General features: G+C 61.5%; 11 protein-coding genes. 2 read left to right on the top strand and 9 right to left on the bottom strand.

The genetic code is table 11. From position 1 onward, the window contains the following. Positions 1-63: 63 nt before the first annotated feature. The 8 genes from NDO48_RS21085 to NDO48_RS21050 form a co-directional block, all read right to left on the bottom strand. Positions 64-840, bottom strand: a complete 777-nt coding sequence (locus tag NDO48_RS21085; RefSeq protein ID WP_267322289.1) for an ABC transporter ATP-binding protein — start codon at positions 838-840, stop codon at positions 64-66. Then, positions 837-1,688, bottom strand: a complete 852-nt coding sequence (locus tag NDO48_RS21080; RefSeq protein WP_267322288.1) for an ABC transporter ATP-binding protein — start codon at positions 1,686-1,688, stop codon at positions 837-839. Before NDO48_RS21080 ends, NDO48_RS21085 begins: the two co-directional genes overlap by 4 nt. Continuing rightward, complete coding sequence (gene nikC, locus NDO48_RS21075; RefSeq protein WP_018426055.1) at positions 1,685-2,575, bottom strand: nickel transporter permease; 891 nt, start codon at positions 2,573-2,575, stop codon at positions 1,685-1,687. The genes NDO48_RS21080 and nikC overlap by 4 nt, the downstream gene beginning before the upstream one ends. After that, the gene (locus NDO48_RS21070; protein WP_267322287.1) at positions 2,572-3,636 is read right to left on the bottom strand and encodes an ABC transporter permease; all 1,065 of its coding nucleotides are present in this window, start codon (positions 3,634-3,636) and stop codon (positions 2,572-2,574) included. The genes nikC and NDO48_RS21070 overlap by 4 nt, the downstream gene beginning before the upstream one ends. After that, positions 3,633-4,601: an ABC transporter substrate-binding protein gene (locus NDO48_RS21065; RefSeq protein WP_267322286.1), complete on the bottom strand. Its 969-nt coding sequence runs from the start codon at positions 4,599-4,601 to the stop codon at positions 3,633-3,635. The genes NDO48_RS21070 and NDO48_RS21065 overlap by 4 nt, the downstream gene beginning before the upstream one ends. Positions 4,602-4,666: 65 nt before the next feature. Beyond that, positions 4,667-6,253, bottom strand: coding sequence for an ABC transporter substrate-binding protein (locus tag NDO48_RS21060; protein ID WP_267322285.1), 1,587 nt, complete (start codon positions 6,251-6,253; stop codon positions 4,667-4,669). A gap of 63 nt (positions 6,254-6,316) precedes the next feature. Next, a complete protein-coding gene (locus tag NDO48_RS21055; protein WP_018426059.1) occupies positions 6,317-7,306 on the bottom strand; it encodes an ABC transporter substrate-binding protein in 990 nt (329 codons plus the stop codon). Positions 7,307-7,405: 99 nt separating this feature from the next. Continuing rightward, positions 7,406-8,470, bottom strand: a complete 1,065-nt coding sequence (locus NDO48_RS21050; RefSeq protein ID WP_018426060.1) for an ABC transporter substrate-binding protein — start codon at positions 8,468-8,470, stop codon at positions 7,406-7,408. A 134-nt stretch (positions 8,471-8,604) separates the two neighbouring features. On the opposite strand from NDO48_RS21050, the gene NDO48_RS21045 reads away from it, so the two are divergent. Continuing rightward, positions 8,605-9,543: a LysR family transcriptional regulator gene (locus NDO48_RS21045; RefSeq protein WP_018426061.1), complete on the top strand. Its 939-nt coding sequence runs from the start codon at positions 8,605-8,607 to the stop codon at positions 9,541-9,543. Positions 9,544-9,584: 41 nt separating this feature from the next. Here the strand turns inward: NDO48_RS21045 and NDO48_RS21040 are convergent, their stop codons facing one another. Further along, entirely contained in the window at positions 9,585-10,073 is a 489-nt protein-coding gene (locus tag NDO48_RS21040; RefSeq protein ID WP_018426062.1) for a DUF1993 domain-containing protein, read from the bottom strand. A 477-nt stretch (positions 10,074-10,550) separates the two neighbouring features. Between NDO48_RS21040 and NDO48_RS21035 the strand changes: the two genes are divergently transcribed. Continuing rightward, positions 10,551-11,618, top strand: coding sequence for an ABC transporter ATP-binding protein (locus NDO48_RS21035; protein ID WP_018426063.1), 1,068 nt, complete (start codon positions 10,551-10,553; stop codon positions 11,616-11,618). Positions 11,619-11,678: the final 60 nt, after the last annotated feature.

Here is an 11,678-nt window from a genome sequence, read left to right as displayed (position 1 = left end):
ACCGCGGCGAAACAAAGGAAAATGGGCCAGCGCCGCCGCAAATACGCCGCCCGAAAACCGATTTCAGTCGAAGGTGTTTAGGCCATGCGCTGCGGCGCGGTTGTAGCTACGCGTTGCTGCGAGCAACCGAGCGGTGTAGTCCTCTCGCACACGGCCGTCACGTAGCGCGTCAGAGGTGGTTTCCTCCACGATGCGGCCACCGTTCATCACGGCGACGCGCTGGCACATATGAGTGACTACGGCAAGGTTGTGGCTGACCAGGATCATCGTCAGTCCGGAATTGGCGAGAAGCTCCTTCAGCAGGTTAAGCACCTCCGCCTGGATCGACACGTCGAGTGCCGAAGTAGGCTCGTCGAGCAGCAGGATCGACGGCTCGAGGATGGCGGCGCGCGCGATGGCGACGCGCTGCCTTTGGCCCCCGGACAGCTGGTGCGGATAGCGGAATCTGAAACCGGCACGCAACCCGACCCGTTCGAGAGCTGTGCGGATGCGCTCTTCGGATCGATCCAGGCCAAAGATCGAAATCGGTTCGGAGAGGGTGCGATCGATGGTGTGGCGCGGGTGCAGGCTGCTGTAGGGGTCCTGGAACACCATCTGCACGGTTCTATAAAAGCTCTTCGGGCGGTGCTGTGTTTGCGGTTGACCGTCGATTTCGACCGTGCCGGTCCAATTCGGATTGAGGCCGGATATGGCACGCAGAATGGTCGATTTTCCCGAGCCGGATTCCCCGACGATACCGTAGCATTCACCCCGGTTCACGCTGAAGCTTGCGTCGCGCACGGCATGCAAGCCGCCGAAATGGATGTTGAGGTTTTCGATTTTTATCGCGGGTTCGCTCATACCAGCCATGCCTTGTCGCGCTGAAGGACGGGTAGCGTCTCGTTCCTGTGGTCGAGGTCTGGCATGCAGTTCAAAAGCCCCTGTGTGTAGGGATGCTTGGCATTGGCCAGATCCTTGGCCTCGAGCGTTTCCATGACTCTTCCGTTGTAAAGAACGATGACTCGGTCACAAAACGAGCCGACCAGAGGCAGGTCGTGGCTGATGAAGATCAGTCCCATGCCGCGCTCCTTCACGAGATCATCAAGGATGGCCAGAACCTGCATCTGGACGGTGACGTCGAGCGCGGATGTCGGTTCATCGGCGATGAGCAGTTCGGGCTCGGCAGCAAGCACCATAGCGATCATGATGCGCTGGCCCATGCCGCCGGACACTTCGTGCGGATAGAGATCATAGACCCGGTTCGGCTCCCGGATATGGACGGATTCAAGTGCGTGCAGCGCCTCTTCCTTCGCCTGCCTACGGCTCATTTTGCGGTGGGCGCGGTAGGACTCAGCTATCTGGCGGCCAACCGTCATGACCGGATTCAACGAGAATTTTGGATCCTGCATGACCATAGACATGTGGGCGCCGCGTAGCGCACCGCGCTGCTTTGCGTCCATCGTCAACAGGTCCTGACCCATGAAGGTCATCTGGTCGGCGCTCACGCGTCCGGGATGAGGGACCAGGTCGAGAATGGCCCGGCCGGTGAGTGATTTGCCGGAACCGGATTCTCCGACGATACCCAAGCGCTCCCGGCCGAGCGAGAACGACAGCCCCCGTACCGCGTGGGTCGTTTCGACCTTGCTGTGGAAGTGAACATTGAGGTTGGAGATTTCCAACAGCGGCTGATCTGTGCTCTGCAAGGTCATCTGGCGTCCAGCACGTCCCGAAGCCCGTCGCCGAGCAAATTGAAGCCAAGGGCGCAGATGCAGATGGCAAGACCTGGAAAAGCCGATACCCACCACTGATCAAAGACCTGCTCGCGGCCCGTGGCCACCATGGCACCCCATTCGGGAAGCGGCGGCTGAGCGCCAAGACCCAGGAAGCCGAGACCGGCAGCCGTCAGGATGATACCGGCCATGTCGAGCGCAGAGCGGACGATCACCGACGGAACGCACATGGGCGTCACCTGTCCCAGGATAATGCGGGCGGGCGATGCCCCCTGCAGGCGCGCCGCTGCGATATAGTCGGACTTGCGGATGACCATAGTTTCCGTCCGTGCAACGCGCGCATAAGGAGGCCATGCGGTGAGGGCTATGGCGAGAATCGCATTCTCAAGACCCGACCCGAGCGCGGATACCAGCGCCAGCGCAAGGATCAGGCGCGGGAAGGCGAGGAACACATCCGTGATGCGCATCAGGAGTGTATCGACCCACCCGCCGAAATAGCCGGCTGTGGCCCCGATCAGCAGGCCGACCGGCCCCACCGTGACCACCACCGCCAGGACGATGAAGAGTGTGATGCGCGAACCATAGACGATGCGGCTGAAGATATCGCGGCCAAGCGAGTCGGTGCCGAGCCAGTGTTCGGCGCTCACCGGCTGCAGACGCTGCGCCAGGCTCTGGTCGATCGGATCGTGTGTAGCGATCAACGGCGCGAAGGCAGCGATCAAAAGGAGCGTCACGACGATGACGAGGCCGACCATCGCCAGCGGATTGCCGCGAAACACGAGCCATCGGCGATAGGCTTGTCCAAGCCGCGATTGCATCCGCGACTGCGCCTCGTCGGTGAGGAGATAGGTGCGTATATCTGTCATCTCGTCCTCGGATCGAAGAGTCGGCCGGCAATGTCGGACAGGAGGTTGACGCCGATGAATATCGCGCCGATCACCACGGTGCCGCCAAGCACGGCGTTCATGTCGGCATTGAGCAGGGAGTTGGTGATGTAGCGGCCAAGGCCCGGCCAGGCGAATATGGTTTCGGTCAGGACCGAGCCTTCCAGCAGGCTTGCATAGGAAAGGGCGATGACGGCGACGAGCGGTGCCATGATGTTACCCAGCGCGTGCCCCCACACGATCCGGCGCTCAGACAATCCCTTGACACGGGCCGTGGTGATATATTGCTGCTGGAGTTCGGTCAGCATGAAGCTGCGCGTCATCCGGCTGATGTAAGCAAGGCTGAAGAAGCCCAGCAGTGTTGCCGGCAGGATCAGGTGGGAAAAGGCGTCCCGGAAGACCTCCCATTCGCCTTCCATGGCGCCATCGAGAAGAATGACGCCGGTCACGGGCGTCAGCATATCGACATACGCCACACTCTGGCGCCCGGGTCCCTCGACCCAGCCCAGCTTCGCATAGAAGAGAAGCAGCCCCATGAGCCCGAGCCAGAAGACAGGAACGGAATAGCCGCACAGTCCGATGACACGCGCCAGATGATCGATCCACTTCCCTCGGTGCACGGCCGCTATGACGCCGATCGGTACACCGATCAGCACGCCGATGATTGTCCCAAGGGTCGCGAGTTCCAGCGTGGCGGGGAAGACCGTCGCAATGTCGGAGAAAACCGAATTGCCTGTCAGGTTCGAGACGCCGAAATCGCCATGGAGAACCTTGCCGATGTAGTCGCCAAACTGGACGAACAATGGTTGGTCGAGGCCGAGCTCGGTCTTCATGTTCTCGTAGACGTCGGCCGGTGCATTCTCGCCGACAACGGCGAGAACCGGATCGATCGGCACGACTCGGCCGATCAGGAAGGTCACGACCAGCAGGCCGAAGAAGGTGGCGAGGATCGTCGAGGCCTCGCGCACAAGGATCCGGCCTGTGGAACCATATCGTCGCAGCGAGATGCCGCCCGCTGCGCTGTCGTTGCCTGACGTCGTCATGTCGAAGGCTCGAAGCGGCGCTCGTCGAGAGCGGGCAGGAAGGTTGGCGAGAAAAGCTCCTCGGCGCTGACCTGTCGGGCAAGGTTAAGGGCGGTGACCACCTGCTCGCAACTGCGGGAAAGCCGCGCCGGATCCACGTCCCCGATGCCGAGGTGCTCCCGCTCTGGATGGCTCATCTCGCGCTCGAGGGTTCCCGTGAACCGACGAAGATTGACCGCGTAGCTCATCTCGGCTCCGTGAGCCATGACGGAATCGATCCCGGCGCGGTGATCGCGGATCGCATCCCGGAAGCCGCGGCTGACTGCACGCACAAGACCGCGAACGGCGTCAGGATCGCGATCGAGCAACGCTCTCGTCACGACGAGGGCGTTGCCGTAGAAGTCCGGGAGGGCGGAGGAATATTCGAGGAAGCGCGTATTGGCCTCGTGCGGCGAGTTCATATCGCTGAGCGATGCAATGGTGGAATTCACGAAGCCAAAGACGCCTTCGCCGGCCTTGTCTTCGATCATGGCGCGCACAAGCTCACCAAGGCTGCCTTGGGCATCCCGGATATCCACGTCGGTGACAGCGAAGCCCAGAGCACGCGCATAGGCTGGAAAGAAGATACGCGCGGAATCGTGGGGATGACCGTAAAGCGTTCTGCCGATCAGGTCGCGGGGCATCTGCACGGGGCCTTCTGCGCGCACCGACACTGTCAGTGGCGTCCGGTTGAACGCCACGAAAACCGCCTGCGGGCCGGTTCCTTCGGGGAGCGACGCCAGCAGCGTCGTCAGCGAATTGATATCCCCATAGACGGCGTCATAGTTCCCCGTCGCGATATCGGCGATGGCGGCGGATGCCCCGCGAGCGCCGGACCATTCGATCTCGAGCCCCTCATCGGCAAAATAGCTGCGGTCTTCAGCGAGGAAGAAGCCTGCAAGGGGCCCCATTGGGGTATGATTCAGCCGGACACGCAACTTCTTCATGTTGATACTCAATTTGGATTGGAAAGATGGGCCGAACCCCGGGTTCGGCCCAAGCGGTGCGATCGCTACTTCGAGGTCAGGCGGTAGTAGAGCACGCCGTTGGCGGGATCGATCGAGATGTTCTGGACGTTCTTTCTGGAAGCAATGCGGGTCATGCCCTGGAACATGAATATGTATGGGCTGTCGTCCTGCAGCCGTTCTTGGAGATCCACGTACATTTGCATGCGCTTTTCTGTGTCACGTTCCTTGACCGCCGCGTCGGCAAGTTCCCTGACGTCCTGTGGGGCTTCCCAAGCATTGCGCCATGCGACGGTCTTGTCTGGGGAGTCGTCGGCATTATTGGGGTTCTGGATGAACGCAAAGGCATGGGACTGCGGGTCACGGTAATCCGGAATCCATGCACTATGCGTAATTTCATGCTGGCGCCCGCGGTAAGCGGTGACCATTTGCTTCAAATCGGTCGCGTTGATCTCGACCTTGATGTTGGCGAGACGCATCGTGTTCTGGACGGACTGCGCCATATCAAGATAGGGCGAGTAGTTGCGCACGTTCAGCTTGACGGTGAACCCGTCGGGATAGCCGCCCTTCGCCAGCAGTTCCTTGGCCTTCTCGACGTCGAGTTTGTAGGGGATCTTGTCCATCGACGCGTCGAAACCCTTCGGCCAGAACGACTGATGCACGGCCCATTGGCCCTTCACGAAACTGTCGGCCATGCCCTGATAATCGACGAGGTATTTCAGGGCTTTGACGACCTCGGGCTTCTTGAAAGGCTCGAACTTCTGATTAAGGCCCAGATACTGTATGGAGGCCTCTACCGACTCCTCTATTGCGATGTCCGGATTGCCCGCGACACCCTGCATGAGATCAGGGGTCAGCGATCGGGCGATGTCGACATCGCCGTGCTCCAGCAGGAGACGCTGCGATGCAGGCTCCGGCACATGGCGGATCAGGATTCGCTTTATCTTGGGGGCGCCAAGTCGGAAGTTCGGATTTGCGTCCATCACGAGCGTTTCGTTCGGGCGCCAAGATTTCAGGACGTAGGGACCGGACCCGGCCGAATTGTTGCGTAGCCAGCCGGCACCGAGGTCATTGTCCGTCTCGTGTTCCAGCACCAGTCTCTTGTCCAGGACCGAGAAGATGTTGTTGGCAAGAACGTTGAGCACCAGGCTCGGAGCCAGGTCGGCCGTGACGGCCAGCTCGACCGTCATCGGGTCGCGCGCCACGACAAGTTTTTCAATGTTGTCTGGTTTCCAGCCGAACTGAGCAACGACGATTGCCGGCGTTTTGTTCAGTTTGACCATGCGCTGGAGCGAGAACACGACGTCGTCCGACGTCATCGGGTTGCCAGAATGAAACACCTGGCCAGGCCTCAATTTCAGCTCGAACGTCTTGCCGTCGCCAGACACGGTCCAGCTCTCGACCGCGCCACCCACGAGCTTGGTTACGTCCTCAGGCTCGAATTGCATCAACTGTTCGTAGACGTTGTTGATCGTTTCCGTGCCGGAATGTTCGTAGTTCGACGCCGGATCGAGCGAGATGATGTCATCGATCGCCTTGGCGACGACGAGCGTGTTTCCCGGTGTCTCGGCATAGGCGGTACTGGTGAGAAGAAGGGCCGACAGCGCGGCGCCGTGCAGAAAGCGCGATTTCATGGTTCCCTCGGTGTTTTGTGTTTGTTGAAGAACTTGCGGAACTCAGCCGCTTTTTTGGGGAAGTTACTTGGGTATGTGACCGGCCGTCATGGCGCGCTCAGGGGCAATCCTGCGGTCGTCAGAGTTGGGCAGGAAGGCTGTCGTGAACACCTCGTCGACTGTCGGTTGCCGGGGCAGGCTGCGTGTGTCCGCAGTCAGTTTCAGCAGGCGTTCCATCCTGGCTCTGTCGATATCACCCACGCCATCGGCGAGCCTTTGCCAGCCACCCATGTCCTCCTCGATCGTTTCGAGAAGGCGCAGCCGATCGACTTGCAGCGAACGATCGGGAGCGTGGTTGACGAGGGCTCGGATGGCCGCGTCCGGATCGCTGGCCGCCGCGAGCACGCCTCTGTTGATTGCCCGCACGAATGCTTTTGCGACTGCCGGCTTGTCGCGCGCGAAGGTCGGCGAGACCATCAGGGTGCTGCCATATAAATCCTGCGCGAAGTCCTTGAATTTGAGGAAGCGGACTTCGGAGCGAACATCCCTGCCGCTCGCACGTATGGCCGCCGACACCGTAGAAAGATAGCCAAACAGCGCGTCGGTCTTGCCTTCCTTGAGCAGGCTGAGAAGTGCGATCCAGTCGCCGTCATTGCTCACCGCCCTGACCGACCGAGGATCGAGCCCGGCCTTGCTGGCATATTGTTCGAACGTGTTCAGTCCGACGTCGACCGCATGTGCCGTGATCGTGAGACCAGACAGATCGGCAGGCGATGCGACCTGCGAGCGGGCCGGCAGGACAACCACCGACGGCGACTGGTCCATGACCATATAGACGCCGACCGGAGAGGTTTCGGGCTTGCGGGCAGCTTCTTCGATCAGGGCCTGGAAGTCGCCATAGCCGAACTCGACTCCTTCCTTCACCATGCGCCCGGCCGCGCTGAATGCCCCAGTGCCGTCGATGAATTCGACGTCGATCCCTTCATCGCGAAAGTAGCCGCGATCATGGGCCAGCGGGAACCAGGCATTCGCCCCGGTGAAGCCGGAATTCGTCAGCAGCCTTACCTTGTGCATCCGCCCTCCGGCCATGCGGTTTCATGGAAGGTGAAAGCCCGGGACGCAGCCATCGTCGCAATGGCAAGGCCAGGCCCTCACGCGGTTTCCGATCCGGCGTTACTTGGCGAGCGGCTTCGCACGCTCTTCAAGGGGCGGCAGGAATGCACGCGTGAAGATTTCCTCGGCCTTGGGCGTGCGCGGCAGGCGACACGCCTCCGCCATCAAGGCGATCGAACGCTCGATGCGTTTGTCGTCGACGTCGCCGATGCCATGGATGAAGCCTTCCGGATGGGCCATCTCCACCTGCAAGGTGCCCATCAGGCGCGGACCATCGACTTCGCGGCGGAAATTCGGCGCCATCTTCTCGACCGCCTTCAGTGCCGCTTCGGGGTCTTTCAGCGTCTCCACCAGACCACGGTTGACCGCCCCGACCAGACCCTTGACCGCGTCAGGGTGCCTGGCGATGAAATCGGGGCTCATCATCAGCGCGTTGCCGTAGAACTCCGGCACCAGATCCTGGAATTCCAGGAAATCCAGCTTCTCGCGTCCGTCTATGTCGATGCCGCGTAGCGCGGCGATGATCGTGTTGACGAACCCGAAGACGCCGTCGACGTTGCCGTCGACAACCTCCTTGGCGTTGATCGCCATGCTCGAGTTCGAGCGCAGGATGTGGGCGTCTTCCGCATTGATGCCGGCGATCTTCGCATAAGGCGGGAAGGCCTCGATCGCTGCGTCGATCGGGTGCCCGATGATGACCTTGTCCTTGAGATCCCCGGGCTGCTTGATCGGCCCACCTTTCCGCACCCCGATGGTCAGCGGCGTCGTGTTGAAGGCGACGAAGACGGCTGTCGGACAGTTCGTGGGGCGCAGGCCGGCAAGCTTGATCAGCGCGTTCATGTCGCCATAACCGCCATCGTAGCCTTCCTGGGGAATGCGCGTGACGACCGAGGCCGCGCCGTCGCCAGGCGAGAACTCCACCTCCAGCCCGGCTTCCTTGAAATAACCGCGCTCATGCGCAAGGCAGAAAAAGGCGTGCGGGCCGGATATGCCGCCGTTCAACAGGAGCTTGACCTTCAACAGGTCGCCGGAAGCGGCAGCCTGGGCGACAGCCGGGGACACCGCGGACGCCAGGATAGCGGCGCCCCCCATTGCCTTGACGATATCGCGACGCGTCGTTCCCATGCTTCCCCTCCTCCAAGGTGCCTCCGCGTCTGGCGGTGGCCAAGAACCTTGCTGGAGCTTCCTCGTTTCTGGCGTTGCCGTCTATTTCAGAATGTGCAACGCTCCATTGCCGAAAATAGAATGCTGGCTGGCCGATGTCCCGCACCCTGATTCCCGTGTCGCTCATCTACTTCGACCGAGTCGTGACGGAGGGGTCCATTCAGGGGGCGGCCCGCGGCTTGAACATCGCCGCTTCGGCGATCGACCGGCAGATCATCGGCCTGGAAGACCGGCTGAACGCCAGGCTGTTCGAGAGAATGCCCAAGGGCATGCGATTGACGGCGGCCGGCGAGATCCTCATCGGATTGATACGCAGCTGGCAGGCCGAAGAGAGCAAGGCCGTGACCGAGATCTTTCGCTTGCAGGGGATCCAGCAGGGCAAGGTCAAGATTTTCGCGATGGACAGCCACGCAAGCAGCATCCTGCCGCGGCTCGTCCAGCAGCTTGCGGTCGACCATCCCCGCATCGGCCTGTCGGTTCAGATCGGCTCGACCGACGAGGCCGTCGCCGCACTCGTCGACGGCGACACGGACCTGATCGTCGCCTTCAACCTGCCGGTGCTCAGGGAATTGCGCCTGCTTTGGAATTCGACCCTGCCGCTGGGATGCGTGGTTCGTCCGAACCATCCGCTTCTCGATCTGCCGGAAGTCCGGTTGCACGACGTCATCGCCTATCCGATCGCGCTGCAGAGCAAATCGCTGCTGATCCGAAGGCTCCTGGAAACGCGCTACAGCTGGCTCTTCGCCGAGCCGCGGGGGCATGTCGAAACCAACTCCCTGCATCTGGTCAAGAACCTAGCGCGCAGCGGCAACTACGTCGCGCTGACGTCCGAACTCGACACTGCCGAGGAACTGGCCAGCGGCGTGCTCCGCTTCGTGCCGATTGTGGACAGCGACGCGATACGGCAGACCTCGGGCGTCGCCGTGGCTGCCTCGAAGCCCCTAAGCTCGATCGTGGAAATCGTCGCAAATTGCGCCGTGCGGGTTCTGGAAACCGTGTTGCGCGAAGCCCGCAACGGGCCTGCTGACGGGTGAACGTCCAGCTGGCCGAACATCGACGTTCGGCGCGTTGCCCGTCACCCCCCAAGAAAATCCGTCTTTCCCAGCGGCACGCCCTTGCCGCGCAGGATGTTGTAGGCGGTCGTCATCGAGAAATAGAAGTTCGGCATCGCGTGCTCCATCAAATAGTCGCAGGCCGGCACCGAGGTGACCCCGTCATCGAGGGTGATCTGCAGGATCGACTGGTCGGCGGCGTCGAAAGCTTCCGGTGCAATCGCCCCGATGGCGGTCCGTGTCGCCGCTATGCGGGCATGCAGATCGGGGAAGGTGTCGAAGGCCCCGTCGATCCGTAGCGCCTCCTTGTCGGCCAGCAGCGTGGCTGCCGCGACCGCGTGATTGCAGCACAGCCTGATCTGGTGCGTCAGCGGTTTCATGGTTGGGGCGATGCGCGCCTCCAGCAGCTCCGACGCATCGATCCCGTTGTCGACGCAGAAGCGCTCGCCCTTGCGCAGGATGCCATCGAGTGCCCCCAGGGAGCGGACCAGGGCGGGGATTGGCGAACGCATGTCGATCTCCAGATTTTGCGCGTTTTCGGGGGTGCGGCCGGGCCTGCGTCGAACACTTCGTCGGGCGGTCAGGGCCTTCGCGAAAGCTGTCCGACCAGCGAATTCGTTGCAGTTTTTGTATCCATTGACAACACCAAATTGATACACTAGCGTTTTGATAAGACCACTTTCTCGGGAGGAGAGAGAATGTCGAACCGTCAAGAGTTGATGGCAGCCATCGAGAGGATCCGCGCCGCCCCAGGCCGGAGCTCGTGGCGAGAGTAGAACTCAGACCCATAACATTTTGAATTTAAAATAATTATTCCGGCCCACGCGACGTGGGTCGAGGTGATTGTTGTTGCCCGCAAACCACGTCGGCCTGCTGCCAGTATGGCCGAGTGGAGTGTCAAATTGTATCCAAAATGAAGAACATTGGATGCAATCAAACACCCAAAATGACATACAATCAGACGACCCCGCATAGGAGGTGAGGAGCCGATGGCGAACGTTAACGTGCGCAAGCTGGTCAAGTCGTTCGGCGTGGCGACGGTGCTCAAGGGCATAGACGTCGACGTCCGTGATGGCGAGTTTTTGAGCCTTGTCGGGCCATCCGGCTGCGGAAAGTCCACCCTGCTCCGCATGATCGCCGGGCTGGAGCAGATCTCGGGCGGAGACATTGCGATCGACGGCAAGGTGGTCAACGGCCTTGCCGCCAAGGACCGCGACATCGCCATGGTCTTCCAGAACTACGCGCTTTACCCGCACATGACCGTCCGTGAGAACATGAGCTTCGCGCTTGAGATGCAAGGGCTCGGCAAGGCGGAGATCGCACGAAGCGTGGCATCGGCCGCCGCGGTCCTGGGGCTGGACGCGCTGCTTGACCGTTACCCCCGCCAGATGTCGGGCGGCCAGCAGCAGCGGGTGGCCATGGGGCGCGCCATCGTGCGCAATCCCAAGGTCTTCCTGTTCGACGAGCCGCTGTCGAACCTGGATGCCAAGCTGCGGGTGCAGATGCGCGCCGAGATCAAGGACCTGCACGCCCGTCTCAAGTCGACGATGATCTATGTCACCCACGACCAGCTCGAGGCGATGACCATGGCCGACCGCATCGTGGTCATGCGCGCCGGCGTCATCGAGCAGATCGGCACGCCGCTTGAGCTCTATGACTTTCCAGCCAACGCCTTTGTCGGAAGCTTCATCGGCTCCCCGGCCATGAACCTGGTGAAATGCACGATCGCCAACGGCGATACGGGCCCCGTATGCGTCACCGCGGGCAACCAGATTCTCGCGCGGCTGCCGGTGTCGGCAAGGGTCGAGGCGGGAGCCAGGGTGGAAGTCGGCATCCGCCCCGAAGACCTGGAGGTTGGCGATCGGGGGCCGAATGCGGAGGTCGTGGTCGTCGAGCCGACCGGCCCCGAAACCCAGGTCAGCGCCAGTCTCGACGGCCAGCTCATCACCATGGTCCTCAAGGGCCGCGCACAGCTCAGCCGCGGCGAGAAGATCTCGCTGCGCATCGACACGGCGAAAATGCACCTCTTCGACGGCGAGACTGGCAAGAGGATCTAGGTCTTTCGAAAGGGCCGACGCGGTGGAGGAAAAACAAACCCGCCGGCCAGGTGAAGTTCC

The sequence above is a fragment of the Aminobacter sp. MET-1 genome (assembly GCF_026521175.1).
In the GTDB taxonomy this organism is placed as follows: domain Bacteria; phylum Pseudomonadota; class Alphaproteobacteria; order Rhizobiales; family Rhizobiaceae; genus Aminobacter.
The sequence above is the reverse complement of the archived record's forward strand: the minus strand, read 5'-3'. Positions and strand labels throughout refer to the sequence as shown.